The organism is Ornithinimicrobium murale (genome assembly GCF_003352835.1).
Lineage (GTDB): Bacteria > Actinomycetota > Actinomycetes > Actinomycetales > Dermatophilaceae > Ornithinicoccus > Ornithinicoccus muralis.
The window spans coordinates 1-25,811 of record NZ_QLVD01000030.1 but is presented as its reverse complement, the minus strand read 5'-3'; the positions used below and the strand labels follow the sequence as shown (position 1 = coordinate 25,811).

General features: G+C 70.3%; 25 protein-coding genes. 15 read left to right on the top strand and 10 right to left on the bottom strand.

The genetic code is table 11. The features are described 5' to 3' along the window. Window positions 1–119 precede the first annotated feature (119 nt). Window positions 120–1,124, top strand: coding sequence for a uroporphyrinogen decarboxylase/cobalamine-independent methonine synthase family protein (locus tag DPQ65_RS14035; protein ID WP_114907982.1), 1,005 nt, complete (start codon window positions 120–122; stop codon window positions 1,122–1,124). Between the two features lie 24 nt (window positions 1,125–1,148). On the opposite strand, the gene DPQ65_RS14030 is transcribed toward DPQ65_RS14035, so the two are convergent. Further along, window positions 1,149–1,775 (bottom strand): VOC family protein, encoded by a 627-nt coding sequence (locus DPQ65_RS14030; RefSeq protein ID WP_114907981.1) that lies wholly within the window; start codon window positions 1,773–1,775, stop codon window positions 1,149–1,151. A 120-nt stretch (window positions 1,776–1,895) separates the two neighbouring features. Then, the gene (locus tag DPQ65_RS14025; protein ID WP_114907980.1) at window positions 1,896–2,843 is read right to left on the bottom strand and encodes a hypothetical protein; all 948 of its coding nucleotides are present in this window, start codon (window positions 2,841–2,843) and stop codon (window positions 1,896–1,898) included. A 457-nt stretch (window positions 2,844–3,300) separates the two neighbouring features. Between DPQ65_RS14025 and DPQ65_RS14020 the strand changes: the two genes are divergently transcribed. After that, window positions 3,301–3,861: a hypothetical protein gene (locus tag DPQ65_RS14020; RefSeq protein WP_114907979.1), complete on the top strand. Its 561-nt coding sequence runs from the start codon at window positions 3,301–3,303 to the stop codon at window positions 3,859–3,861. Window positions 3,862–4,283: 422 nt separating this feature from the next. On the opposite strand, the gene DPQ65_RS14015 is transcribed toward DPQ65_RS14020, so the two are convergent. After that, the gene (locus tag DPQ65_RS14015) at window positions 4,284–5,285 is read right to left on the bottom strand and encodes a hypothetical protein (protein WP_162802255.1); all 1,002 of its coding nucleotides are present in this window, start codon (window positions 5,283–5,285) and stop codon (window positions 4,284–4,286) included. Between the two features lie 229 nt (window positions 5,286–5,514). On the opposite strand from DPQ65_RS14015, the gene ligA reads away from it, so the two are divergent. Continuing rightward, window positions 5,515–7,632 (top strand): NAD-dependent DNA ligase LigA, encoded by a 2,118-nt coding sequence (gene ligA / locus DPQ65_RS14010; protein ID WP_238146869.1) that lies wholly within the window; start codon window positions 5,515–5,517, stop codon window positions 7,630–7,632. A gap of 93 nt (window positions 7,633–7,725) precedes the next feature. Here ligA and DPQ65_RS14005 read toward each other — a convergent pair whose 3' ends face one another. Then, window positions 7,726–8,268 carry a DUF488 domain-containing protein gene (locus DPQ65_RS14005; RefSeq protein WP_114907995.1) on the bottom strand — a complete coding sequence of 181 codons (543 nt, stop codon included), beginning with the start codon at window positions 8,266–8,268 and terminating at the stop codon, window positions 7,726–7,728. 130 nt (window positions 8,269–8,398) lie between these two features. Here DPQ65_RS14005 and DPQ65_RS16215 point away from each other — a divergent pair, with 130 nt between their 5' ends. Next, on the top strand, window positions 8,399–8,827 hold the full coding sequence (locus DPQ65_RS16215; RefSeq protein ID WP_114907977.1) for a glutaredoxin domain-containing protein: 429 nt from the start codon (window positions 8,399–8,401) through the stop codon (window positions 8,825–8,827). Next, window positions 8,824–9,171 carry a DUF488 domain-containing protein gene (locus DPQ65_RS13995; RefSeq protein ID WP_420330097.1) on the top strand — a complete coding sequence of 116 codons (348 nt, stop codon included), beginning with the start codon at window positions 8,824–8,826 and terminating at the stop codon, window positions 9,169–9,171. Before DPQ65_RS16215 ends, DPQ65_RS13995 begins: the two co-directional genes overlap by 4 nt. A 3-nt stretch (window positions 9,172–9,174) precedes the next feature. Here DPQ65_RS13995 and DPQ65_RS13990 read toward each other — a convergent pair whose 3' ends face one another. Continuing rightward, entirely contained in the window at window positions 9,175–10,077 is a 903-nt protein-coding gene (locus DPQ65_RS13990) for a hypothetical protein (RefSeq protein WP_114907976.1), read from the bottom strand. A gap of 77 nt (window positions 10,078–10,154) precedes the next feature. Here DPQ65_RS13990 and gatC point away from each other — a divergent pair, with 77 nt between their 5' ends. From gatC to gatB, 3 genes are read left to right on the top strand one after another with little or no spacing between them, the layout of a single operon-like run. Continuing rightward, a complete protein-coding gene (gene gatC / locus DPQ65_RS13985; RefSeq protein WP_114907975.1) occupies window positions 10,155–10,451 on the top strand; it encodes an Asp-tRNA(Asn)/Glu-tRNA(Gln) amidotransferase subunit GatC in 297 nt (98 codons plus the stop codon). Window positions 10,452–10,459: 8 nt separating this feature from the next. Next, the gene (gene gatA, locus DPQ65_RS13980; protein ID WP_114907974.1) at window positions 10,460–12,016 is read left to right on the top strand and encodes an Asp-tRNA(Asn)/Glu-tRNA(Gln) amidotransferase subunit GatA; all 1,557 of its coding nucleotides are present in this window, start codon (window positions 10,460–10,462) and stop codon (window positions 12,014–12,016) included. Window positions 12,017–12,033: 17 nt separating this feature from the next. Continuing rightward, window positions 12,034–13,563, top strand: coding sequence for an Asp-tRNA(Asn)/Glu-tRNA(Gln) amidotransferase subunit GatB (gatB, locus tag DPQ65_RS13975; RefSeq protein ID WP_114907993.1), 1,530 nt, complete (start codon window positions 12,034–12,036; stop codon window positions 13,561–13,563). A gap of 70 nt (window positions 13,564–13,633) precedes the next feature. On the opposite strand, the gene DPQ65_RS13970 is transcribed toward gatB, so the two are convergent. Genes DPQ65_RS13970 through DPQ65_RS13960 form a run of 3 tightly spaced genes read right to left on the bottom strand, consistent with a single transcriptional unit; the run spans window position 13,634 to window position 17,205 of the window. After that, a complete protein-coding gene (locus tag DPQ65_RS13970; protein WP_114907973.1) occupies window positions 13,634–14,797 on the bottom strand; it encodes an acyl-CoA dehydrogenase family protein in 1,164 nt (387 codons plus the stop codon). 47 nt (window positions 14,798–14,844) lie between these two features. Further along, window positions 14,845–15,894 carry a lipoate-protein ligase LplAB gene (locus DPQ65_RS13965; protein ID WP_114907972.1) on the bottom strand — a complete coding sequence of 350 codons (1,050 nt, stop codon included), beginning with the start codon at window positions 15,892–15,894 and terminating at the stop codon, window positions 14,845–14,847. Between the two features lie 33 nt (window positions 15,895–15,927). After that, window positions 15,928–17,205: a PQQ-dependent sugar dehydrogenase gene (locus DPQ65_RS13960; RefSeq protein ID WP_114907971.1), complete on the bottom strand. Its 1,278-nt coding sequence runs from the start codon at window positions 17,203–17,205 to the stop codon at window positions 15,928–15,930. 109 nt (window positions 17,206–17,314) lie between these two features. On the opposite strand from DPQ65_RS13960, the gene DPQ65_RS13955 reads away from it, so the two are divergent. The 6 genes from DPQ65_RS13955 (at window position 17,315) to DPQ65_RS13935 (ending at window position 22,233) form a co-directional block, all read left to right on the top strand. Beyond that, the gene (locus tag DPQ65_RS13955; protein WP_238146868.1) at window positions 17,315–18,238 is read left to right on the top strand and encodes a 2-hydroxyacid dehydrogenase; all 924 of its coding nucleotides are present in this window, start codon (window positions 17,315–17,317) and stop codon (window positions 18,236–18,238) included. 2 nt (window positions 18,239–18,240) lie between these two features. After that, window positions 18,241–18,873: a SixA phosphatase family protein gene (locus DPQ65_RS15775; RefSeq protein WP_162802254.1), complete on the top strand. Its 633-nt coding sequence runs from the start codon at window positions 18,241–18,243 to the stop codon at window positions 18,871–18,873. Beyond that, window positions 18,870–19,733, top strand: coding sequence for a hypothetical protein (locus DPQ65_RS13950; protein WP_162802253.1), 864 nt, complete (start codon window positions 18,870–18,872; stop codon window positions 19,731–19,733). The genes DPQ65_RS15775 and DPQ65_RS13950 overlap by 4 nt, the downstream gene beginning before the upstream one ends. A 134-nt stretch (window positions 19,734–19,867) precedes the next feature. Continuing rightward, a complete protein-coding gene (locus tag DPQ65_RS13945; protein WP_114907969.1) occupies window positions 19,868–20,824 on the top strand; it encodes an NAD(P)-dependent alcohol dehydrogenase in 957 nt (318 codons plus the stop codon). 109 nt (window positions 20,825–20,933) lie between these two features. After that, window positions 20,934–22,028 carry a branched-chain amino acid aminotransferase gene (locus tag DPQ65_RS13940; protein WP_114907968.1) on the top strand — a complete coding sequence of 365 codons (1,095 nt, stop codon included), beginning with the start codon at window positions 20,934–20,936 and terminating at the stop codon, window positions 22,026–22,028. A gap of 7 nt (window positions 22,029–22,035) precedes the next feature. After that, on the top strand, window positions 22,036–22,233 hold the full coding sequence (locus tag DPQ65_RS13935) for a hypothetical protein (RefSeq protein WP_114907967.1): 198 nt from the start codon (window positions 22,036–22,038) through the stop codon (window positions 22,231–22,233). A gap of 27 nt (window positions 22,234–22,260) precedes the next feature. Here the strand turns inward: DPQ65_RS13935 and DPQ65_RS13930 are convergent, their stop codons facing one another. Then, window positions 22,261–22,560: a hypothetical protein gene (locus DPQ65_RS13930; protein ID WP_114907966.1), complete on the bottom strand. Its 300-nt coding sequence runs from the start codon at window positions 22,558–22,560 to the stop codon at window positions 22,261–22,263. A 197-nt stretch (window positions 22,561–22,757) separates the two neighbouring features. On the opposite strand from DPQ65_RS13930, the gene DPQ65_RS13925 reads away from it, so the two are divergent. Then, a complete protein-coding gene (locus DPQ65_RS13925) occupies window positions 22,758–24,410 on the top strand; it encodes a thiamine pyrophosphate-binding protein (protein ID WP_114907965.1) in 1,653 nt (550 codons plus the stop codon). Between the two features lie 89 nt (window positions 24,411–24,499). On the opposite strand, the gene DPQ65_RS15770 is transcribed toward DPQ65_RS13925, so the two are convergent. Further along, a complete protein-coding gene (locus tag DPQ65_RS15770) occupies window positions 24,500–24,640 on the bottom strand; it encodes a hypothetical protein (protein WP_162802252.1) in 141 nt (46 codons plus the stop codon). Window positions 24,641–25,811: the final 1,171 nt, after the last annotated feature.

Sequence of the window (25,811 nt, the reverse complement as noted above, 5' to 3'; positions counted from 1 at the left end):
CGGGCAAAACGCATTCTTGGGGAGGTTCGGACCGCTCGGGGTCCAGACGGCACGGTCCGGATCTCCCCAAGAATGCGCAGCCGCGTTCCGATCCTCCCCAAGAATGGTTGACTGGCCCCATGGTGCTTGCAACCGGGATCGGATCCTGGCCCGGAACGGATATTCGCGGTGCGCTGCAGTCAGTCCGCGACCTGCTCACGGAGGCACCCGAGGGCGTGAGCGTCCTGCCCTATCTGCCTGAGCTGCCGGCACGCGGTCCCGGTGCCGACATGATCGGCCGCGGGGCCGGCCTGTTGGTGGACCTGCCGGTCGACCTGCAACCGCAGGGGTGGCGCTTGGTCGACCACGCCGGTCGGGACGCCGAGCGCACCGGCTCGTGGCGGCGCCAGGACCTCGACGAGCTCGCCGAGGTCTTCGACGGGTGGGACGGCCCGCTGAAGGTGCAGGTGGCGGGACCGTGGACGCTCGCCTCGGAGCTCTGGCTGCCGCTGGGGGACCGGGTGCTCTCCGACGCCGGCGCCACCCGTGACCTCGCGGAGTCGCTCGCCGAGGGCATCGGGTTGCATCTCGCCGAGCTGGCCCGCCTCGTGCCCGGCGCACAGCTGACCCTGCAGATCGACGAGCCGTCCCTGCCGGCGGTGGTGCTGGGGCGGGTGCGGTCCGACTCGGGCTATCGCGTCCTGCAGGCCCCCGACCGGAGCCAGGCCGAGCACGTGCTGGGTGGCGTCGTGTCCGCAGCGCGCGCTGCCGGAGCCGCCACCGTGCTCCACTGCTGCGGGGACGAGCCGCCCGTCGACCTGCTCCGGGGCGCGGCCCCCGAGGCGATCGCCCTGGACGTCAACACCCTCACCACGCCGGCCTGGGACGCGATCGCCACCGCGGTCGAGGCCGGGACCAGACTCTGGGCCGGGGTGCTGTCGACGAGCCGACCCTCGGCATACGACCAGGTGTCCCAGCGGTTGGCGACCCGCTGGCACGAGCTCGGCCTGCCCCCGGCCAGCCTGGACGACCTCGGTGTGACACCTGCCTGCGGGCTGGCCGGCAGCACCCCGTCGGATGCGGCCGCGCTCACCCGCGCGACGATCGAGACCGCCCGTGCGCTCGCCGAGGAGGCCGCGCGCTGACCGCGTCGGACCCCTCGCCGTCGGTCACGCGGTGGTGTCGGCTCCGCCGGAGGCCTCCCAGATGAACCCGTCCGGGTCGGTGCACGGGCCAGGGTCGCCGGTGACCACCAGACGGTGCGACCCCTCGCCCTCGGCGGAGACGCCGGCGTTCTTGGCCAGCGCCCGCCGCCCGTTGAGGGCCAGGGTGACCGGCGAGTCGGGCATGTCGAACTCGGCATACTTGCCGCCGAAGCTCCGCGCCACCGCCAGGCCACGGTCGACATAGAACTGTTTGCTGGCCCTCACGTCGGCGACGCCCAGCAGCAGCACGAAGGACTCGATCTCACCGGTGGCGGGGCCGATGTCCTTCTTGGTCGAGGACGCGAAGGTCCAGATCGTGCCATCGGGCGCCTGCACCGCACCGCCGTAGCCCCACAGCGACTTCTCGGCCGGTTTCAGAACCATGGCCCCGGCCGCGGACGCCGCGTCCATGAGCCGGTTGATGTCGGCGGGCTGCGGTGCGGTGAGGGACAGCGTGAAGCCCCGGAACCCGGAGGTCGGCGCGTCCGAGGCCCACAGCTCGATCCGGGTGTCCAGCCCACACTCGGCGTAGAAGCGCCGGGCGCTCGGGACGTCCTGCACCTCGAGGGTGATCGCATCGATGGAAGCCATGTCTTCATGTTAGGTATGCCGTGGCGCGCGGGCTTCTCGAATCCTGACCGGTGGCGCGGGCTGGCTGGCAGCCGCCCCGGGTCAGTCGCCGCGGTCACTCGCCGGGATCAATCGCCGGGGTCAGGTGCCCGGGTTGGTCGCGGGTGTGGCGCTGGTGTGCACGAACGGGTCGTCCTCGGCGACCCAGCTCGCCGTGACCACGTTGGGGCCGTCGGTCAGGTCGCTGTCGGACAGGTCATACATCACCGCACCGTCGGTCGGGCGCTCGGTCAGTTGCTGGGAGCCCACGTCGCCGTCGTTGATGCTGGCGGTCACTGCGACATTGGGCCCGCTGTGCTTGAGGAGCGCGAAGGTGATCGGCGCCTCGGGGTTGACCTCCCACTCCTGCATCCCCTCCTGGATGCCCGGGTTGAGCCAGTTCAGCCGGTTCTGGCCGGTGGAGGGCGTGATCTCCTGGTCGATGACCCAGCTGGCCCCGTCCAGCTTGCGGATCGCGAAGGCGTGCGCCCACGGCTCGCCGTCGGCGTCCTCACCCCACAGGCTCACCACCTGCGCCGAGTCGTGCGTCTCCTCGTAGGCCGAGCGGATCGCCAACTGTGGCTCACCGCTGGCCTCGGCCAGGTCCTCCGAGAGCTCGGCGATGTCGTTCTCCTCGAAGACCTGCTGGTCTGGGTAGTAGACCATCGCCTCCGGGCTGAGCATCCCGTAGGCCGCGGCGGTGTCGCCCGAGGCGACCAGGTCCACATACTGCTGCGCGACGTCAACAGCGTCTCCGGCGCCCTCCTCCGGGGGCTCCATCGTGGGGAGCCCAGTGGTGGGCTCCTCTGTCGTGGGAGCCTCCGTGGTCGGGCCACCCGTCGTCGGCTCGATCGGGTCGGCGGTCGGCTGCGGGTCCGCCGTGACCTCCTCGTCGTCGTTGGTGGTGACCTCGTCGGTCTCCTCGGCGGGCTCGGTCGTCGGCCCGGTGTCGGACGGCTCGTCCGCGGAGGTGGAGGGTGCCTCGACCTCGGGCTCCTCGCTCCCGCAGGCGCTCATCAGGACCAGTGCGACCACCGGCAGAGTCGCCATCGCGACTCGCCGCACCCCGTTGTTGACACTCCTGCGGCCGGTACTAATGTTCGCCTATGGCACGCACAGCCGCTGCTATCGTGGTATCGCTGCTCCTCATGGTGGTGCCCACCTGTCGTGCAACTGGGGATCTAGTGACACAAGCGTTACCTATCAGATCCCATCGAGTCATTCGTACTATACGTCTGCTGCAAGTGCTGCGTACTCATGGAACAGCCTTAACACGGACATCTCGCTTCTCTGGACTAGTGCGACGTCTGCCGACATCGGCCTTCCCGTCGTACTCAACCCCTCGACCCGATGATCGGGCTGGGGTCGTGAATATTTACGGATGATCGGAGCCAAGATGTCTCGTTCTCCACGATACCGATGGGTGGCAAGTGCAGGCATCCTGTGCCTGGCTGCAACAGCATGTTCTGGCGCGTCGAGTGATGTCGGCGCAGGGGAGCACGATCGAGTGCTGACGCCGAGCGCTACGGAGGGCAGCATCCAGACCCCGCAGAGTGAAGAAACAACTGGTGATGGGTCGGCTGATTTCTCGCGGGTAAGGATGTACACGAGCCTCAAGGAGATGGCTCATGACAGCAGCACCATCGGGATTTTCCAGTCTACCGGGGTGGTCGATCATGACACCATTGCAGGCACAGCCATCGCAGTAGTGACGCTCGAACTTGCCGAGCCGATCGCCGGTGAGCGGCCCGAGCAGGTGCGTGTGGCGACGTTTGCCCACGATGAGTCAGGGAGTCCCCTTCTGGGGGAGCCCGGCGAGTACCTGCTCTTCCTCAAGCCATGGGTCATCCGGGGGGAGCAGGTGAGCGACCGGTGGCTCGCCACCGACGATTGGTCGGGCATATACACCTCGGGTAACTCCGGCGGCAGTTGGGTGCGTTACGACAGCGAGGCCACCGAACTGCCCGAGTCGGTGAGCATCGCCGAGCTCGACGATCTGGCCACCCGCTCAACTCCGGAGATCGTCGCCGAGGTCGTGGAGGATCAGACTGTCCGAAGCCAGCGCTGATAACGGACCTGACTGAGCGGGTTGAACCCGGGTTGCGCAGCGACCATGACCTGGCCTGGGGCCGGGGTGAGTCGGTGGCCCTGCGAGGGTCCCGTGTCTGGACTTGGTCGGCCAGCATCGGCGCCATGCCGCCCCCTTGACCTCTGGTGTTCGGGAACGGTATCGGATCATGGCCCGGGAACGACATCCGGGAGGCTCTTAGCGTCGTTTGTGACGCACTGACCCAGACTGCCGAGGGCGTGACGATCCTGCCTATCTGCCCGAGTTTGCCCGCACGGGGCCCGGTGCCGAGATGGTCGGGCGGTCAGCCGGGCTCCTGGTTGGCCTGCCTGTCGACATGAATACCCTGCGCACTGGTGACTGGGACGCGATCGCCACTGCGGTCGAGAGCGGGACCACCTTCTGGGCCGACGTGCTGAGCCTCAGCCCGGGTTGGTCGCGGGTGTGGCGCTGGTGTGCACGAACGGGTCGTCCTCGGCGACCCAGCTCGCCGTGACCACGTTGGGGCCGTCGGTCAGGTCGCTGTCGGACAGGTCATACATCACCGCACCGTCGGTCGGGCGCTCGGTCAGTTGCTGGGAGCCCACGTCGCCGTCGTTGATGCTGGCGGTCACTGCGACATTGGGCCCGCTGTGCTTGAGGAGCGCGAAGGTGATCGGCGCCTCGGGGTTGACCTCCCACTCCTGCATCCCCTCCTGGATGCCCGGGTTGAGCCAGTTCAGCCGGTTCTGGCCGGTGGAGGGCGTGATCTCCTGGTCGATGACCCAGCTGGCCCCGTCCAGCTTGCGGATCGCGAAGGCCTGCGCCCACGGCTCGCCGTCGGAGTCCTCACCCCACAGGCTCACCACCTGCGCCGAGTCGTGCGTCTCCTCGTAGGCCGAGCGGATCGCCAGCTGTGGCTCACCACTGGCCTCGGCCAGGTTCTCCGTGAGTTCGGCGATGCCGTTCTCCTCGAAGACCTGCTGGTCTGGGTAGTAGACCATCGCCTCCGGGCTGAGCATCCCGTAGGCCGCGGCGGTGTCGCCCGAGGCGACGAGGTCCACATACTGCTGCGCGACGTCAACAGCGTCTCCGGCGCCTTCCTTCGGGGGCTCCATCGTGGGGAGCCCAGTGGTGGGCTCCTCTGTCGTGGGGTCCTCCGTGGTCGGGCCTTCAGTTGTCGGTTCGATCGGGTCGGCGGTCGGCTGCGGATCCGCCGTGACCTCCTCGTCGTCGTTGGTGGTGACCTCGTCGGTCTCCTCGGCGGCATCGGTCGTCGGCTCGGTGTCGGCCGGCTCGTCCGCGGAGGTGGAGGGCGCCTCGACCTCGGGCTCCTCGCTCCCGCAGGCGCTCATCAGGACCAGTGCGGCCACCGGCAGAGTCGCCATTGCGACCCGCCGCACCCCACGGCGCTGTCCTGCCCGAACTGCGTGCTGCGTGCGCATCGTTCCTCCTCGTGCGGCTCTGACCCGCGTCGTGTGGGACACACCCCCGGTGGTCCGCGTCCTCACTGGACCTAACGCGCGTGAAGACACCACGGTTGCACGGTGTGCTCGGGGTCGCATCTGCATTGTGCCGAACCGGGGTGTGCCCGGGCGGGTCGGGTGTCCAGGGGGCGGGCGGTTCGTGTCGGCTTCGGTGCCGGGTGTCGGCCCGGTGCGTCAAGATGGGGGCGTGAGCGAGACAGCACCGGCACCGGAGGATGTGCGGCACCAGTGGGAGGAACTGGCCGAGGAGATCAGGGAGCACCAGTTCGCCTACTACGTCCGGGACGCCCCGACGATCACCGACGGCGAGTTCGACGCTCTGCTCAAGCGCCTTGAGGCGATCGAGCAGGAGTGGCCCGAGCTGCGCGTGCCGGAGTCCCCGACCCAGCTGGTCGGAGGCACCTTCTCCACCGAGTTCGCCGCGGTCGACCACGTCGAGCGGATGCTCAGCCTGGACAACGCCTTCTCGCTGGAGGAGGTGCAGGCCTGGGCGACCCGCGTCGAGACCGAGGTCGGCGGCGCCGACGTGCACTACCTCTGCGAGCTCAAGATCGATGGGCTGGCCGTCAACCTCCTGTATGAGAAGGGCAGGCTCGTGCGCGGGGCCACCCGCGGTGACGGCCGCACCGGCGAGGACGTCACGCTCAATGTGCGGACGATCGAGGGCATCCCGCACACCCTGACCCCGCCAGAGCACCAGGAGGGCGAGGCCGTGCCGATCCCGGACGTGCTGGAGGTGAGGGGCGAGGTCTATTTCCCGGTGGAGGCCTTCGAGGCGCTCAATGCCTCCCTGGTCGAGGCGGGCAAGGCGCCGTTCGCCAACCCGCGCAACACGGCCGCGGGGTCGTTGCGACAGAAGGACCCGCGGGTCACCGCCGCGCGCAAGCTGCGCATGCTGGTCCACGGCATCGGCGCCCGCACGGGCTTCGAGATGACCCGGCAGTCCCAGGCCTATGAGCTGTTGTCCGCGTGGGGGCTGCCGGTCTCCTCGCACGCCAAGGTGCTCGACGACCTCACGACCGTCGAGGAGTTCATCACCTACTACGGCGAGCACCGCCACGACGCCGCCGAGCACGAGCTCGACGGCATCGTGATCAAGGTCGACGAGGTCAGTGTGCAGCGCCGCCTCGGGTCGACCTCGCGGGCGCCCCGGTGGGCGATCGCCTACAAGTACCCGCCCGAGGAGGTCACCACCAAGCTGCTCGACATCCGCGTCAACGTGGGCCGCACCGGGCGGGTCACCCCCTATGCCGTGATGGAGCCGGTCAAGGTCGCCGGGTCAACGGTCGAGCAGGCGACACTGCACAACGCCCACGAGGTGGAGCGCAAGGGCGTGCTGATCGGCGACACCGTCGTGCTGCGCAAGGCCGGTGACGTGATCCCCGAGGTGGTGGGTCCGGTCGCGGACCTGCGGGACGGCAGCGAGGTGGCCTTCGTGATGCCCACTGAGTGCCCCTCCTGCGGCACCACACTGGCGCAGCAGAAGGAGGGCGACAAGGACATCCGCTGTCCCAACTCTCGCACCTGCCCGGCCCAGCTGCGCGAGCGCCTGTTTAGCCTGGCCGGTCGCGGCGCCTTCGACATCGAGGCACTTGGTGCGGAGGGAGTCAACGCCCTGCTCGACGCCGGGGTGATCAGCGACGAGTCGACGCTGTTCCGGCTCACCCAGGAGGACATCGCGCGGGTCCGGCTCTACACGCGGGAGGCGAAGAAGACCGACCCGCCGGAGGCGGTGGTCGACGGGCGGGTCCTGTCGGCCAACGGCGCCAAGTTGGTCGCCAACCTTGAGCAGGTGAAGTCCCAACCGCTGTGGCGCGTGCTCGTGGCCCTGTCCATCCGGCACGTGGGCCCGACCGCAGCCCGCGCCCTGGCCACCGAGTTCGGGTCGATGGACGCGATCCGGGCGGCGTCCCTCGAGGAGCTGGCCGCCACCGAGGGCGTCGGGCCGACCATCGCCCAGTCCGTCACCGAGTGGTTCGAGGTCGACTGGCACCGCGCCATCGTGGAGGAGTGGGCCGCCGACGGAGTGCGGATGGCCGATGAGCGCGATGCGTCGGTGGTCCGCAACCTCGAGGGGCTCACCGTGGTGGTGACCGGGTCACTGGAGGGCTTCAGCCGCGACGAGTCCAAGGAGGCCATCGTCTCCCGCGGCGGCAAGGCGGCGGGCTCGGTCAGCAAGAAGACCGACTATGTCGTCGTGGGGGAGAACGCCGGCTCCAAGGCGGACAAGGCCGAGGAGCTGGGCGTGCCGATCCTGGACGAGGCGGGGTTCCGGAGGCTGCTGGAGAGTGGCCCGCCGAACTGACGGCGCACTGCCGAACGGCGCTGTCCCGCGTGCTCAGCGCGCCGAACTGACGGCGCACTGCCGGACTGACGGGCGCACGGTGCCCACTGCACGTCACCCGTCCCAGACGACCGTCCCCTCATCCGTCAGCCGGGCGCCCTCGCTCACCGGGTGGTCGGTGAGCCGACCAGTGTGCATCAGGTGTGCGACGGGCACGCCGTGCTGGAGCACCGCGACGTCCGCCACGATCCGCCGGTGGCAGCGCCACCACACGGCCTCGCTGCACATCACCACGGTGCGGTTCCGGCGCGCCGTGCGGAGCAGGTCGGTCATCGCCCGGGCGAACTCGGGCGTGCGGGTCCCGGCGGCATAGGCGCGGAACTGGTCGACCCGCCACCACCGGTCCGGGCTGGCCAACTCCTCCTCGGCGTCCAGCCGGCGCCGCCCACCGAGCCGCTCCTCCCACCGGTAGTCGATGTCGCGCTCCGGGAGCCACTGCTGCAGGGACTCCCTGCGTGAGTCCGGGTTGTGTCGGCTGCCCGGAAAGCGGCGGATGTCGACCAGCACTTCGACCCCCGCGCCCGCCACGAGGTCGCCCAGCCCGTGTTGGTCGAGCGTTCCGTGCCCCACCGTGAGGAGCGGGAGTGACTGCGCCATGGAGTCATCGTGGCCCCCGCGGCCCACCGGCGCCAGACAGGGCTCCTCCCCGCGGGGGCGGAGGACGTGGCACCGCCATCTCACTCGCGCGGGTGAGCCGCATACGGACACGTCACGGGATCATGGAGCCATGCGCTGGTTGTGGTTCCCGATGCTCGCCTTCTTCGCCTATCTCGCGGGGGAGGCTGCCTGGGAGGGGCGGTGGGCACTGGCCGCGGTCTACGCCACGGTCGGGGCTGGCCTGACCTACTGGCTCAGCCCGTGGCAGGGTGGGAGGAGTCTGCGACACAAGGAGGTCCTGGCCATGCCCGAGAGTGAGCGTGAGGTCGTCGTCTACTGGCGGCCCGGCTGTCAGTACTGCATGCGTCTGAAGTCCTCGCTCGGCGACATGCGGGAGCGGGCACGTTGGGTGAACATCTGGCAGGACGACGAGGCCGCCGCCTTTGTCCGCAGCGTCAACGACGGCAACGAGACCGTCCCCACTGTGGTCATCGACGGCGAGGCCCACACCAATCCCGACCCGGCCACCGTCCGGGATCGGCTGGAGACCATGGCGTGACCGAGATCTCGACCCGGCGGCTCTATGACGGCGCCCCTCCAGGGTGGCACGCGATCCTGGTGGACCGGGTGTGGCCCCGGGGCATCGCCAAGGACGACCTGTCCGCCACCTGGGTCAAGGAGGTCGGCCCGTCCACCGAGCTGCGCACCTGGTTCGGTCACGACCCGGACCGGTTCGAGGAGTTCGCCGAGCGCTATCGCACGGAGCTCGACGGCGCCGACGCCTTCACGAAGCTGCTCGAGGAGGTCCGCAGCCACCAGCGGGTCGTCCTGCTCTACGGCGCCAAGGACACCGAGCACAACCAGGCGGTCGTGCTGGCCGACCTGCTGCGCGAGAAGCTCTGACCGTCAGCGGTCAGTGGCCGCAGGCAGCGGTCCGACCTCGTGGATCACGTTGCTGAACGAGGTCCGAGTGCGCTCACCGTCCTGAGGCTCGACGTCCACCACGATGCCCGTCTCGACGTCGAGGGACACCCAGTATGCGGAGGGGTAGCCGGCGACCTCTTCCGGCACCGGCGCCAGTGGGTCACCGGCGGGGAACTCCAGAGCCTGGCTGACGGCACCGAACAACAGTGCACAGCACGAGCACCGTGGGTCGTAGCCGTCACCGAAGTCCTCGCTCGAGGCCGGCAGCGGGCGGCAGGTTGCGGTCCAGGTGGGCCGCCCGAGGCGCTCGCGGGCGTGCACCTCACCCAGGTCGACCCCGTGGGAGAGCTCCACCGGGTCGAGCATCGCCACCCATCGGTAGTTCTGCCACATCGGGTCGTCGTAGTCGACCCCGGACGGCCGCTCCAGTACCAGCCCGTCGGAACGCCGGACGGGCTCGACCGACTGCGGTGGCACGACGGCAGGGTCCACCGAGACCTCCCGCGGTGCCAGGCCCGGCACCGCGGACCACCCCCGCAGCCGCGCCGATCGCCCACGCAGCCGCGCCGATCGCCCACGCAGCCGCGCGGACCGCCCACGGAGCCGCTCCGACAGCCGTCGACGCAGCCCGGCGCGCGGTTCCTCGAGATAGAGCGCCGACCGCGTGTAGGGCACGCCCGTCTCCACGTGCCGCTCGCCGCCGGCCAGCACCTCCAGGTGCCCGGGCCGGCGCAGCCACGCCTCCACCGGCTCCTCCTCGCCCGCCGTGCCACCGCTCGGTCGGTGGGTGAGGTGCAGCGTGCCGAACCGCCACGGCGAGGACCGCGCAAGGGCCCGGAAGTCATCGGGCCCCGGCGCGGCGGGGAGCGGTGAGGTGCTCGGCATACGACGCATCCTGTCAGCGCGAGCGGAGGAGAACGAGCGGTTTCAGCCGGTGGTGAGCGGGAACCTAGACTGACCCCATGTCCGCACTGTCTCGCGACGATGTCGCGCACGTCGCCATGCTGGCCCGCATCCAGCTCACCGATGAGGAGCTCGACCGCCTCGCCGGCCAGCTCGACCAGATCGTCGGCTGGGTCGGCCAGATCAATGAGGTCGCCGCCGACGATGTGCCGCCGATGAGTCACCCGCTGCCGCTGACCAACGTGACCCGTCCCGACGAGGTGCGCCCGAGCCTGACCGCCGAGCAGGCGCTCGCCGGGGCCCCCGCCTCCGAGCTGGACCGGTTCAGCGTCCCCCGCATCCTGGACGAGGGGTGAGCAGCCGTATGCCGACTCATCCCGATCTCACGCACCTCACCGCCGCGCAGATGGCCGACGGCCTGGCGGCCGGGGAGTTCACCTCCGTGGAGCTGACGCAGGCCCACCTGGACCGGATCGCCGCCCTCAACCCGGTGCTCAACGCCTTCCTGCAGGTGGACACCGAGGGGGCGCTCGCCACGGCCGCCGACGTCGACGCCCGCCGCGCCGCGGGCGAAGACCTGCCCCGACTGGCCGGTGTGCCGATCGCGGTCAAGGACATCGCCTGCACCCAGGGCATCCCCACCACCGCGGGCTCCCGGACCCTCGAGGGGTGGGTCCCGCCCTACGACGCCACGGTGGTCACCCGCCTGAAGGAGGCCGGGCTGCCGATCCTCGGCAAGACCAACATGGATGAGTTCGCGATGGGCTCCTCCACCGAGCACTCTGCCTATGGGCCGACCCGCAACCCGTGGGACCTGGACCGGATCCCCGGCGGCTCCGGTGGCGGCAGCTCGGCCGCGGTCGCTGCCTTCCTGGCGCCGCTGGCGATCGGCTCGGACACTGGCGGCTCGATCCGCCAGCCCGGCGCGGTCACCGGCACGGTGGGTGCCAAGCCGACCTACGGCGGGGTCTCCCGCTACGGCGTGATCGCGCTGGCTTCCAGCCTGGACCAGATCGGCCCGTGCGCCCGCACCATCACCGACGCCGCGCTGCTGCACGAGGTCATCGGCGGCCACGACCCGATGGACTCCACCAGCATCGACGCACCGGTCCCGCCGGTCCTGGAGGCCGCGGCCAACCGCGACCTGACCGGCACCCGCGTCGGCATCGTCAAGGAGCTCACCGGGGAGGGCTACCAGGCCGGGGTCCAGGCCCGGTTCGATGAGTCCGTCGAGCTGCTGCGGCAGGCCGGTGCCGAGATCGTCGAGGTCTCCTGCCCGCACTTCCAGTACGCCATGGCGGCCTACTACCTGATCCTGCCCAGCGAGGCCTCCTCCAACCTGGCGCGTTTCGACGCGATGCGCTACGGCCTGAGGGTGAGCCCCGAGGGCGTGGAGGCACCCAGCGCCGAGCAGGTCATGGGCGCCAGCCGCGACGCGGGCTTCGGTGACGAGGTCAAGCGCCGCATCATCCTGGGCACCTACGCGCTCTCCTCGGGTTACTACGACGCCTACTACGGCCAGGCGCAGAAGGTCCGCACCCTGATCGCGCGGGACTTCGAGGCCGCGTTCGAGCAGGCCGACGTGCTCATCAGCCCGACCGCGCCCACCACGGCGTTCCGGATCGGCGACAAGATGGAGGACCCGATGGCGATGTACCTCAACGACATCGCCACCATCCCGGCCAACCTGGCCGGGATCCCCGGACTGTCCCTGCCCAGTGGGGTGACGGACGAGGACGGCCTGCCCGTCGGCATACAGATCCTCGCCCCGGCGACCCAGGACCAGCGGATGTATGCCGTGGGTGGGGCTCTGGAGGCCCTGCTCGCCGAGCAGTGGGGCGGGACGGGGAGCGTCCTGGACCGGGCCCCGGATGTGACCACCGGGGTCAGCGCCGGAGCAGTCAGCGAGGAGGCGAAGTGAGCACGCACACCGAGTCCATGGAGGTCGAGGACGTCGTCGCCTACGACGAGGCACTGACCCGGTTCGACCCGGTCCTGGGCCTGGAGGTCCACGTCGAGCTGAACACCGCGACCAAGATGTTCTGTGGGTGCGCGACTGGTTTCGGCGCCGACCCGAACACCCAGGTCTGCCCGGTCTGCCTCGGGCTGCCCGGCGCCCTGCCGGTCGTCAACGCCACGGCCGTGGAGTCCGCGATCCGGATCGGGCTGGCGCTGAACTGTCAGATCGCCGACTGGTGCCGGTTCGCCCGGAAGAACTACTTCTACCCGGACATGCCGAAGAACTTCCAGACCAGCCAGTATGACGAGCCGATCGCCTTCGAGGGCTATCTGGACGTGGATCTGGACGATGGGACGGTCTTCCGCGTCGAGATCGAGCGCGCGCACATGGAGGAGGACACCGGCAAGTCCACGCACATCGGCGGCTCCACCGGGCGCATCCATGGCGCGGAGTTCTCCCTGGTCGACTTCAACCGGGCGGGCATCCCGCTGATCGAGATCGTCACCAAGCCGATCACCGGTGCGGGGGAGCGGGCGCCCGAGGTGGCTCGGGCCTACGTCTCCGCGCTGCGCGACCTGCTCAAGGCGCTGGACGTCTCCGACGTCAAGATGGAGCAGGGCAACGTGCGCTGCGACGCCAACGTGTCGCTGCGGGCTCGCGTCGGCGACGACCCGAGCGCTGAGGAGCAGCTGGCGGTGCCGCTGGGCACTCGGACCGAGACCAAGAACGTCAACTCGCTGCGCTCGGTGGAGCGGGCCGTGCGCTATGAGATCTGCCGGCACGCGGCCGTGCTGGACTCCGGGTCGAGCATCCTGCAGGAGACCCGCCACTGGCACGAGGACACCGGCGTGACCACCTCGGGTCGCCCCAAGTCCGATGCCGACGACTACCGCTACTTCCCCGAGCCGGACCTGGTGCCGGTCGCTCCCACCCGCGAGCGGGTGGAGGAGCTGCGGGCCACGCTGCCCGAGCCGCCCGCCGAGCGGCGCAAGCGGCTGCAGTCCGACTGGGGCTACTCCGATCTGGAGATGCGCGACGTGCTCAACGCCGGCGCCATCGAGGTCATCGAGGAGACCGTGGCCGCTGGTGCCACACCCGCGGCCGCCCGCAAGTGGTGGATGGGCGACTTGGCCCGCCGCGCCAACGATGCGGGGACCGCGGTCACCGAGTTGGGCGTCACCCCCGCGCACATCGCCGAGCTCGACGGCCTGGTCCGTGCCGGCCGGCTCAACGACTCGATGGCCCGCCAGGTCATGGAGGGCGTGCTGGCCGGTGAGGGCGGACCGACGCAGGTCGTCGACGCTCGTGGGCTGGAACTGGTCCAGGACGACGGTGCGCTCGAGGCCGCCGTCGACAAGGTCATCGCGGCCAACCCGGACGTCGCGGACAAGATCCGGGACGGCAAGGTGCAGGCCGCCGGTGCGCTCATCGGGCAGGTCATGAAGGAGATGCGCGGTCAGGCCGACGCCGCCAAGGCGCGCGAGCTGATCCTGGGCAAGCTGACCTGAGGCCGGGCCGGCGGCCGGGCAGTTGGCTGGTCGTCAGTTCGGCGTCGATGCCCGGCCGGCGTCGGCGAGGTCAGCCCGACGTCGGCAACGGGCCGAGCAGCGCGTTGGCCCAGGCACCGTGCACCGACTCGTCGTCGCTGGGGTGGAAGATGCCGGCCAGCACGTCGCGATAGAGCCGCGACAGCTCGTTGGCGTTGAAGTAGGAGGAGCCACCGGAGACCCGGACCGCCTTGGTCACCACCGACAGCGCGGTCTCGGTCGCCCGCGACTTCACCGCCGACAGCTGCGGCATCCAGATCGGGCCGCGCTCCACGCCGTTGTCGACGTCGTGGGCCAGCGCCCCGATCTGCGGGTGGATCGCGTCCAGCTCGATGGCCGCGTCGGCGAGGCGCCACCGGATGTCCGGGTCGTGCGCATACGGAGCCCCGTTGTTCTTGAGTGAAGTCCGCTTGTGGACCGTGGCAACGGCCAGGTCGAGAGCCCGCTGGGCGATGCCGGTGTAGACCGAGGCGAGCAGCAGCTCGAAGTTGGCGAAGATCCCGAAGACGAACGGGTCGGCCGTCGGCCCCGGCGGGATCCGCCTGATCACCCGGTCGGCGGGGGCGTGGGCGCCGTCGAGCACGGTCGTGCGCGACTGGCTGCCGCGCATCCCCAGCGTGTCCCAGTCGTCACGGACCTCGAAGCCGCCGCCGTCGCGGGTGATGAACCCGAAGACGGACATCGGTTCCGCGCCGGTGCTGTCGGTGCCGAAGGTGCCCAGGCGCGTCCAGGCTGGCGCCAGCGAGGTGAAGATCTTGGTGCCGTGGAAACCGAAGCCACCCGCCCCGTCGGGCCGGGCCTCGGTGCGGGAGCCGAAGAGGACCAGGTCGTTGCCGGCCTCGGAGATCCCGAAGCCGAACACCTCACCCGCGACGGCCTCGGCGAGCGCCCAGTCCATCGAGTCCTCACCCCGGGTGTGCAGCAGGCGGGCCACGCCCATCCACACCTGGTGCATGTTGACCGACAGCGCCGTCGCGGGTGCGGCCCCCGCCAGGCGCATCTGCTCCCGCGTCATCTCCTCCAGGGTCAGCCCCAGCCCGCCGAGTTCCTCGGGCACCATGGCTCGCAGATAGCCAGCCTCGGTGAGTTCGGCCAGGTCCTCCTCGGGAAACCCGTTGTCGCGGTCGGTCTGCGCGGCGCGACCGCGGATCCGCTCCAGCAGGTCGTCGGTGAGCAGCGCACGGGAGCCGGGCATCGGCATACTCCTTGGTCGGGGCGGTCAGTCTGCGATCAGGCAGTCGGTCACGGGACCCGGTGGGTCCACTCGGGGGTCAGGAACTTGGTCTCGGTGAGCTCGCGCGCGGCGGCCAGCTCGGCGTCGGTGTAGGCGCCCTCGACGGTGTCGTAGCGCCGGCGGAAGTGGGCCAGGAAGGCGTCGATCACGGCGTCGCGGGTCAGGCCGGTCTGCGAGCGCATCGGGTCGACCCTCTTGTTGGCGCTCGTGGTGCCCTTGTCGGACAGCTTCTCTTTGCCCGTGCGCAGGACGTGCAGCATCTTGTCGGCGTCGATGTCGTAGGCCATGGTCACGTGGTGCAGAACAGTCCCGGCAGCGAACCGCTTCTGCGCGGCCCCGCCGATCTTGCCCTGGTCGGAGGTGATGTCGTTGAGCGGGACGTAGCGCGCAGTCACGCCCACGTCCGCCAGCGCGCCGAGCACCCAGTCGTCGAGAAAGGCGTAGGACTGCTCGAAGGTCAGGCCCTCGACCAGGGACGTCGGCACCACGAGGGAGTAGGTGATGCAGTTGCCGGGCTCCATGAACATCGCCCCACCGCCGGAGACCCGCCGCGCGATCCGTATGCCGTGGTGCCGGGCGCCCTCCTCGTCCACCTCGTTGCGCACGGACTGGAAGGACCCGATGACGACCAGGGAGGCGTCCCAGTCCCAGATGCGCATGACCGGACCCCGGCGGCCGGCGGCCACCTCCTGGGGGAGCACCTCGTCCAGGGCCATGTGCATGACCGGGTCCATCGCGACCGGCCCGATGACCTCGAAGGTGTGGTCGGCCCAGCCGGTGGCCTTGCCCAGTGCGCGGCGGACCGCGATGCCGACGGCCTGCGGGGTGAAGCCGATGAGGGAGACCGAGTCGTCCAGTGCCCCCTCGATCGCGGCGGCCAGGCCGTCCGATCCGGTGTCGGCGGGCATCCCGGTCAGCGCGGCGTCGATGTCCTCCAGCGCCGTGTCCGGCTCCAGGAAGAAGTCGCCCGAGACGTGGACGTCGGCCAGGCGGTCGTCCTCCACCTCGAGCTCGACCACGACGAGCTTGCCACCGGGGACCTTGTACTCACCACGCACGCCACCAACCTACGCCGGAGCGGGCGCAGGACCTCAGCCGGCCGGGGCCACCTGCGTCGAGGAGTCCAGGACCGCCGGGTCCTCGATCAGCAGGAGGCGGTCATCGTCATCGGTCGGGTCGCCGCGGAAGGTGTTGCTGGTCAGGACCCACAGCTCTCCGCCCGGGCCGGTGACGACGCTGCGCAGCCGCCCGAACTGACCTTGCAGCAGTCGCTCGGGCTCGCCCACAGCGACCTCTCCGGCGGCGTCTGCGGCGTCGTCCCCTCGCGATTCCCCCGTGCCGTCGCCGAGGGGGACCCGCCACAACCCCTCGCCACGCAGCGCCGCGACATACAGGTCGCCATCGGAGCCGACGGCCAGCCCCGACGGTGAGGAGTCCTCGGTCGGCCAGCTGACCACCGGGTCGATGAACTCCGGCTCACCGCCCGGGCCCTCGACCTGCGGCCAGCCGTAGTTGCCGCCGGGTTCGATCAGGTTGACCTCGTCCAGGGCGTTCTGCCCGAACTCGCTGGCCCACAGCCGGCCGGAGTCGTCCCAGTCCAGTCCCTGCACATTGCGGTGGCCGAGCGACAGCACGGGGGAGGACGGGTCCGGGTTGCCCGGTGCGGGCTCGCCGTCGGGCGTGATGCGCAGGATCTTGCCAGCGAGCGAGGCCGGGTCCTGGGCACTCGCGCCGTCGGAGGCGTCCCCCGTGGTGATGTAGAGATGGTCGTCCGGTCCGAAGGCGATCCGGCCGCCGTTGTGGTTGCCCGCCTTCGGTATGCCGTCCAGCACCGTCTCGACCGTCGGCTCGCCGTCGCCGGGGGTCACCCTGAGCACGCGGTTGTCGGTGGCGGTTGTGGCGTAGGCATAGAACGCTCCCGGGGTGCCGGTGTGCCACGAGGAGTCGGCCGGGACGGCCAGTCCCAGCAAGCCACCCTCACCCTCCGGGGCCACGTCGGGCACGGTGGTCAGCGCCTCCGGGTCGGAGCCGGGCACGACATGGAACACCGTGGCGGTGTCCCGCTCGCCCACCAGGAGGCTGCCGTCGTCCAACGGCACCAGCCCCCAGGGCACCTCGAACCCCGTGGCCAGCGTCAGGACCGGGTCGGGGACCTCGGACGGTGTCGTGGTGGTGGCATCCTCACCCGGTGTCGCTTCGGTGGGGACGTCAGTGGCGGTGCCAGCGTTGGCGACGTCAGTGCCGGCGTCAGTGCCGGCGTCGTCGGTGGCATCGTCGGCGGTGCTCACCCCAGCCGGCTGCCGGTCCTCGGAACAACCGGCCAGGACCAGCGCCGCGAGCGTGAACGCGGCAGCAGGGTGAGCTCGCATGAGCCCAGCCTGGCACGACTCTGGGTCGTGCGGCTGGTGACTCTGAGCCGCCCGGCTGGTGACTCTGGGCCACGCGGCAGGTCTCGGCCGGCTCGGATAGCGTGGTCGCGTGCCAGTCATCAGCGTGCCGAGTGTCATCGCCCCCCTCATCGAGCCGGTGGAGGGGGCTGAGATCGTGACGTGGAATGTCGACACAGAGCCCTCACGCGACGACATCGAGATGGTCGTCGTCCCGCCGTTCAACTCCCCGTACATCACCCGGCTCGCCGAACTGCCGCGGTTGCGCGCGGTGATCCTGTCGACGGCGGGCTACGAGCACGCGGTGCGATTCCTGCCCCCGGATGTCCGCCTGGCCAACGCAGTGGGTGTGCACGACTCGGCCACGGCCGAGATGGCACTGACGCTGGTGCTCGCTGCCCAGCGTGACCTGCCGACCTTCGTGCGAGCGCAGGACGAGGGCCGCTGGGTCCCGATGGAGAAGCGGCGGTCGCTCGCCGACCAGCGCGTGCTCGTCGTGGGCTACGGCGGCATCGGGCGCGCCCTGGCGGCGCGGCTGCTCGCCTGTGAGACCAGCGTGACCGCCGTCGCCAGCCGGGCCCGGACGGGTGATGAGCACGTCGAGGTTGTCCATGCTGTCAGCGAGTTGCCCACCCTGCTGCCGGAGCACGACATCGTGGTGTTGGCCGTGCCGTTGAGCGAGGCGACCCGCGGCATGATCGGTGCCCGGGAGCTGGCGCTCCTGCCCGACGACGCCCTGCTCGTGAATGTCGGGCGAGGGCCACTGGTGGACACCGACGCCCTCATCGCCGAGTGCGCCACGGGGAGACTGCGAGCCGGCCTGGACGTGACCGATCCGGAGCCGCTGCCCGAGGGCCACCCACTGTGGAGCACCCCGGGCGTGCTGATCAGCCCCCACGTCGCTGGTGGCACCAACGCCTTCCCGCCACGTCAGGCCCGCTACGTCACGACCCAGATCGAGCACTACCTGCGCACCGGAGAGCCGGTGCACGTGGTGGCAACCGGAGAGGAGTAGTCATGCCCCAGGCGGAGCACCAGGAGGAAGCCCGCGTGGAACCAGGCCGGGAACCCCCCGTGGAACCTGCCCCGGAGTCCGCCGGGGAACGTCGACGGTTGGTGCTGGTCCGGCATGCCAAGACCGAGCAGGTGCCCGGCAAGGTCGACCACGACCGGGAACTGCTGCCCCGGGGCGTCGCCGACGCCCGCGCCGGAGGAGCCTGGATCGTCGAGCACGGCCTGGTGCCCCACCTGGTCCTGTGTTCCACCGCCACCCGGGCCCAGCAGACGTGGCAGGAGGTGGCCGAAGGCGGTCAGCTGCGTGATGTCGAGGTCTGGAACGACCGCCGCATCTACAACGCCCACCCCGAGGAGATCCTCGAGGTGATCCGGGAGGCGCCCGGGGACCGTCGCACCGTCATGGTCGTCGGGCACGCACCCGGGATCCCCTCCCTCGGAGTCGGGCTGGCCGACCCGCGGGCCTCGGAAGCCACCGCGCTCGCCACCCTCCAGGAGGGTATGCCGACCGGGGTCGGTCTCGAGCTCGAGGTCACCGGCCCGTGGTCCGAGCTGGCGGCCGGGGCGGCCCGGCTCGTCGGGATGCACCGGTGGCGGGGCACGGAGCAGTCGCAGGAGACGGAGGACGCGCGGTGAGCTCGCAGAGCGTGCTGCTGGACCCCGACTCAGCCGACCTCACGCTGCTGCAGGACCGTCAGGTGGCCGTCCTGGGGTTCGGGCCGACCGCGTCGGGTCACGCGCTCAACCTGCGGGACAGCGGTGTTGACGTGCGGGTCGGCGTGACCGCCGACAGCCGCGCCGCCGCCCGGGCCGAGGTGGAGGGCCTGCTCCTGGTGAGCCCGGAGCGCGGCGTGCAGCAGGCCGACATCGTCGTCCTGCCCACCGACGACTCGACCGACCTCACCTCGCTGCAACCCCTGCTGGACTCCGCTCTGGAAGCCGGCGACATGATCGTGGTGACCGGACCGGAGCCGGTCCACACGCGCGAGGTGACCGCCCCCGCCGGGGTGGACTTAGTGGTGCTCCAGGGGATCGGTGGCCCGGACCGGTTGCGGGGTGAGTACCTCGACGGCCGCGGCGTCCCCTGCCTGGTAGCGGTCGAGACCGACGCGACCTCTATCGCGTGGCCGGTGCTCACGGCATACAGCCAGGCCCTGGGCTCCCTCCGCTCAGGTGCGCTGGTCACCAGTGCTGCCGAACTTGCCGAGGCAGCGGACTTCGCCGAGGGTGCAGTGCACCTGGCCGTCCAGCGGCTCGTGGAGGAGGGGTTCGACAGCCTGGTGGCGCGCGGGACCGCCGAGGAGGTCGCCTATCTCGCCACGCTGCACGAGCTGAAGCAGCGGATCGACACCGCCTGCGCCGCCGGCTTCGGCACCGAGCAGGTGCCCGACCGGCACGCGGCGGAGCTGTCGAGCCGGCGCGCCGTGGTCCGGGCCGCCCACCCGCTCGAGCAGGTGGGGCAGCGGGTGCGGGCACTGATGAGCTGGATCCGCTGAGCTCGCGCACGGGCGGGCCGGCGGGGTGGTTGCCGGCGGCCGAGCCACACCCCACCTGAGGCGTTCGGACGGGCCACACCCCACCTGAGGCGTTGCTATGTTTCACGTATGGGCAGAGCTGCCGCGGTGTCGGCGTGAGAGCAGTCGTCTACGAGCGCTACGGGTCGCCCGAGGTGCTGCGGGTGGAAGACGTGCCGATGCCGTCGCCCGCAGCAGGCCAGGTGTTGCTGCGCGTGGCCGCCACCTCGGTCAATCTGAGTGACTGGGAGAGCCTGCGGGGATCGCCTGCGTATGCGCGCATCGGCGGTCTGCGCACACCGGCGCGTCGGACCCTGGGATCCGATATCGCTGGCGTGGTCGAGGAGGTCGGGGACGGCGTGACCCGGTTCCGCCCCGGTGATGAGGTGTATGGCGACAACCTCTGGCTCAAGGGTGGCTTTGCAGAGTATGCGGTCGCGCCGGCAGCCGTCCTCACCGACAAGCCAGCCAACCTCACGTTCGCTGAGGCGTCGACCATCCCGCAGGCCGGAGCGATCGCACTGCAGGGCACCGACGGGGCCGGGGCAGGGGACCGGGTGCTGATCAACGGAGCCGGCGGAGGATCGGGGTCCTTCGCGATCCAGCTGGCCAAGCGGATGGGTGCCCACGTCACCGGCGTCGACAATTCTTCCAAGCTGGACCACATGCGGTCGGTCGGCGCGGACGACGTCATCGACTACCGGCAGGAGGACTTCACCCGGTCGAGCCAGCCCTACGACCTGGTGCTCGACCTGGTCGCGCACCGTTCGGTGTTCGCCTACCGCCGGGCACTTGCACGCGGTGGCCGATACCGCGCCGTCGGCGGGTCGGTGCCCGTGCTGCTGCGACTGCTCACGCTCGGCCAGGTGGTGGGGCGGCTCAGCGGTCGTCGAATCGGCATGCTCGGTGTGCAGGAGGGGCCGCGGCACTTCGAGCCGCTCGCCGACCTCTGCGCCACGGGCGACGTGACGGTGCACATCGACCGCATCCTCAGCTTGGACGAGGCCCCAGCTGCCCTGGCGCACGTCGGTGCCGGGCACGCTCTCGGCAAGGTCGTGGTGAGTCCCTCCTGACTTTGACCGCTCCAGTGCCCGGATCCGAGCTCGACCTCCCACGTCACCGCTGTCTGATCTCAGCGGGTAACTTGGGACCTGACGCAACGACGCTGGCCCAGGAGGACGCATGACCACCCAGACCGCACCCACGTTCACGCTCGAGCAACGGTCCGATCCGGCGACCGACGAGCAGGTGGCCGAGCTCCTGGCGAACCCCGCCTTCGGTGCGAAGTTCACCGACCACATGGTCCTGATCGACTGGACCAAGGACGGCGGCTGGGCGAACGCCCGCGTCACGGCCTACGGCCCGATCCCGCTGGAGCCAGCCGCCTCGGTCTTCCACTACGGCCAGGAGATCTTCGAGGGAATGAAGGCCTACCGGCACGCCGACGGGTCGGTCTGGACGTTCCGCCCCGAGGTCAACGCCGCACGCTTCGCCCAGAGCGCCCGCCGGTTGGCGCTGCCCGAGCTGCCAGAGGACCTGTTCATCGAGTCGTTGCGCGCCCTCGTCGATCTGGACCAGCGGTGGGTCCCGGACCAGTCGCTGGGTGAGGTCAGCCTCTATCTGCGGCCGTTCATGATCGCGACCGAGCAGGCCCTAGGCGTGCGACCTGCCAACCGGGCGCTCTACAGCGTGATCGCCTCACCGGCCGGCGCCTACTTCCCCGGGGGCCTGAAGCCGGTCAACATCTGGCTCTCCGAGGATTTTGTGCGTGCGGCTCCGGGCGGGACCGGCACGGCCAAGTGCGGCGGCAACTACGGCGCCTCGCTCGCGGCACAGGCCGAGGGCGCCGAGAACGGGTGCGACCAGGTCGCCTTCCTCGACGCTGTGGAGAAGAAGTGGGTCGAGGAACTGGGCGGGATGAACCTGTTCTTCGTCTACCGCGACGGCACCATCGTCACGCCGGAGCTGAGCGGCACGATCCTGGAGGGCGTCACCCGCTCGTGCCTGATCGACCTCGCTCGCGAACGTGGACACGAGGTCGTGGAGCGCCGCTACTCGATCGATGAGTGGAGGGCCGACGCGGAGAGCGGCGAGCTGGCCGAGGTGTTCGCCTGCGGCACCGCCGCCGTGATCGTGCCGGTCGGCACGCTGAAGTGGCGTGGTGGTGAGGTCGCTATGGCCGGTGGCGACATCGCGAGTGACCTGCGCAGCGCCCTGCTGGACATCCAGTACGGGCGAGCCGAGGACACTCACGGCTGGATGCACAGGCTGGTCTGAGGACCCGGTGAACACTCTGGTGGTCGTGCTGGCCGTCGTCTTCCTGCTGGTGGCTGCTGCCGGGGCGATCCTGGCGGTGCGGTTGACTCCTGAGGTGAGCCGCCCGGCGGTGGCCGAACGGCGTCGCCGCCTGATCTATCGGCTGGCCGTCCCGGCAGGCGTTATCGCGGTCGTGCTGTTCGTGATCGGTCAGTTCGTCCTCTGACCGGCCCACAGGTCCCCGTTTGAGCGCCTACTCCGCGTCGGGTTCACGAATCAGGTCCCAGTCGATCCCGCTCCGGCGCGGGACCGAGCAGAACCCCGCTGCCGTGTCTGCGTCGTAGTGGACCACCTGCTGCCTGTCGTGCAGGTGCAGCTTCCACGAGGTCAGTCGTTGCTCATCGATCGGGCGCAGCTGTTGACCGCCGCGGCGCCGGACCTCGAGGCGCAGCATCGCCAGTGCATACTCATAGCCGTGCTCGGTCCTGACCTCCCACGGGATGAGGTCCGCCCGGTGCGGGGCTTCCTCGTCGATGGTGATGCCTGCTGCCATGTGACTCCTTCCGCTCGCTGACCAGGTCGTAGCACGACGCTAGAGCCCGCCTCTGACATCCCTGGTTCGTGGCTTCGGAGATCAGGCCTCAGATTGCGCGGCTGAGCCCGACGTGGACAGGTGATTCTGCGGTGGTTGCACGCTCTGCCGCAAGGCCGGTTACAGTGCGGCTGTCGACCCCCAGGAGGAAAACGTTCATGGCCACCGTCTCTGCCCATGTCGCTGCCACGCTCGCCCGGCACATCAGCCAGGTCTTCGGGGTGATGGGCAACGGCAATGCACACTTCCTCAACGCCTTGGAGCGTGAGACCGACGCTGACTACACCGCGGTCCGGCACGAGGCCGGGGCGGTGGTGGCCGCTGATGCCTGCTATCGCGCCGGCGGGGGCTTGGCGGCTGCCACCACGACCTACGGTGCCGGGTTCACCAACACTCTCACCTCCCTCGCGGAGGCCGCCCAGGCGCGAGTCCCGCTCATCCTGGTGACCGGTGAGGCGCCCCGGTGGGGCCGCCGACCGTGGGACGTCGACCAGTTGGCACTCGCGAGTGGCGTCGGCGTGCGCACCTTCACCGTCGGGCGCACCGATGCGGCAGCCACCACCATGCTCGCCATCGAGCACGCCTTGTCGTACTCACTTCCCGCGGTGCTCGCCATCCCGTATGACGTGGCGGGCTTGGACATGGGTGACATCCCCCAGCCTCCGGCTCCGTTGGTTCCTCCGCCGGTGGCCCCGGTCGGCGAGGTGGCCGCTGAGAAGGTGGCCGAGATCGCTCGCGCGCTCGCGGGGGCCGAACGGCCGGTGCTGCTCGCCGGCCGCGGGGCCTGGCTGGCCGGCGCAGGGGCGGATCTTGGCGCGTTGGCCGACGCGACCGGTGCGGTGACCGCCAGCACAGCCCTGGCACGCGGAATCTTCCCTGACCAGGAGCACGACCTCGGCGTCGCGGGTGGCTTCGGGGCCGACGGTGCCATGGAGCTCATCCAGCAGGCTGACGTCGCGGTGGTCTTCGGTGCATCCCTGAACCAGTTCACGATGCGCTTCGGGGAGTTGTTCGCACCGAGCGCACGGGTGATCCAGATCGACCTGTCCAACACCGCGACGCATCCGCAGGTCGGTGACTTCCTGCACGCTGACGCCGCCCTGGCCGCCCAGGCAGTGCTCGCTGAGCTGTCTGCCATCGGGGCAGAGAGCAGTGGGTGGCGCGAGAGCGTGGACATCGCAGCGCTGCGCGACCACCACCCGGGGACTGGCCAGGCTCCCGACGGGCGGCTGGACCCGCGGTCGGTGGCTCGGAGGATCGCCGAAGTGCTGCCTGAGGACCGGGTGGTCGTCTCCGATGGTGGCCACTTCATCGCGTGGGCCAACATGTACTGGCCGGTCGCCTCACCCGATCGAATGATGATGATCGGCACGGCCTACCAGGCCATCGGGCAGGGCTTCCCGTCGGTCGCTGGCGCGGCGCGGGCCAAGCCGGACTCGACGGTGGTGCTGACCACTGGTGACGGGGGAGGCCTGATGGCGCTCGCGGACCTGGAGACCGCGGTGCGGGTGGCAGGCGGTCGGGGTCTGGCCGTGGTGTGGAACGACCGTGCCTACGGCGCTGAGGTGCACCTCTACGGCCGCAAGGGATTCGCTCCCGGCCCGATGCTGATTGAGGAGGTCGACTTCGCCGGACTGGCTCGCGCGGTCGGCGCTGAGGGGGTCGTGGTGCGCACTCTGGAAGACCTCAAGCAGTTGGAGGCCTGGACCCAGCGCCCGCCGGAGGACCGGCCGTTCCTGTTGCTCGACCTGCGCATCAGCGGCGAAGTCATCGCGCCCTACCAGCACGAGGTGATTCGGGTCAACGCCTGAAACCCCCTGAGGGGCCGTGGTGACGGCCACCTGAGGTCTGGCCCGGGACCGTGAGCCGTATGCCGGATGGCTGGCTCGAGGAGTCGCCCCTAGAAGGGTGGTGGGGCGTCGGGGTCGTGGGTCCAGGGGGTGGCGGGCCCGTCGTCGTCGTCGGGGCCGGAGTTGTTGTTGCTCGTGTCGGCGTCGCTGTTCTGCACCCCCGGGTCCTGCTGATCTTGGGTGCTGTTCATGCGGTCGGCTTCGGCTCGGGAGGCATCGGGGTGGGGGTGGTAGGTGCGTCGGCCGGTTTCTGGGGTGTGGGTGAGGGTGACTTGGTCCCAGCCGGTGAAGGTGTCGTCCCAGTCGTGGTCGTCGTCGGCTTCCAGGGTCGCGGCGGGTGGCCGGTAGGACAGGGCCTGGTAGATCGCGGTGTCGATCGCCGCGGCCGGGGTCGACCCCGGCAGCGACGGCGTGGTTGATCTGGTCGGTGGCCGCGGTCAGGAGCCGGGTGTACTGGTTGTAGTCGTGGGTCTTGGTGGTGTAGATCCGCCCGAGTAGGGATGTCCAGGTGACGTCGCGGTTGGCGTGCAGGGTCGCGTCCCAGTGTTTCTTGGTTTTCAGGTCGTGGTGCGGGGCGTCCAGGGGTTGGCCGTTGCGGATGCAGGTGTGTCCGCCGGGGGTGCCGTGTTCCTGGACGTGGTCGAGTTGGGCCAGGGTGGCGGGGCGTAGGCAGCCGGGGGCGCGGCAGAAGACGTCGGCGGCGATGATGTGGGCTCGCATGGTCGTGTCGAACCGGTAGGCGGTGGTGGAGCGTTCGATCAGGGCCCCGGTGGCGGGGTCGGTCAGCAGTCGGTAGATCGTCGATCCCGGTGTCAACGCCAACGTCCGGACCTCATCAGCAGCCAGGAACAGCGAATGTTTGCCGATGACCTCACCGACCCCCACCTCACCACCAAGAGCGTCACGACCGTCCGGGCCCGGACCGGCTGCTGCTCCCTGCGGCAGGCGGTCTTCACCTGCCCGGCCTGGGTCGGGGCAGTCTTCACCTGTCGGGCCGAGGTTGGGGCGGTCTTCTCCTGCCCGAGCGCCGGGAGCAGCACCGGGTGCAGGCCTGGTGGTGGTGGCGCTGCAGGTGCAGGCACACGTGCACGAGGCCTCACGGGTGGTGCCGGTCCCGGGCTGGGCGGCGAAGGCGGCCGGGATGGGTCTGCCCTCGGCATCGAGACCCATGCCGGTCCCGGGCTGTGCGGCGAAGGCGGTGGGGATGGGGTTGCCATCGGCATCGATGGGTGTCAGGCCGGTGGGGGTGGTGCCTAGGAGGGTGGTGAGGGGGATGATGACGTTGAGTTCGGCGGTGGGTAGGGCGTGCAGGATTTTGGTGAGTTGCCCGGTCTGTTCGGTGGTGATCAGGTCGGGGTCCTC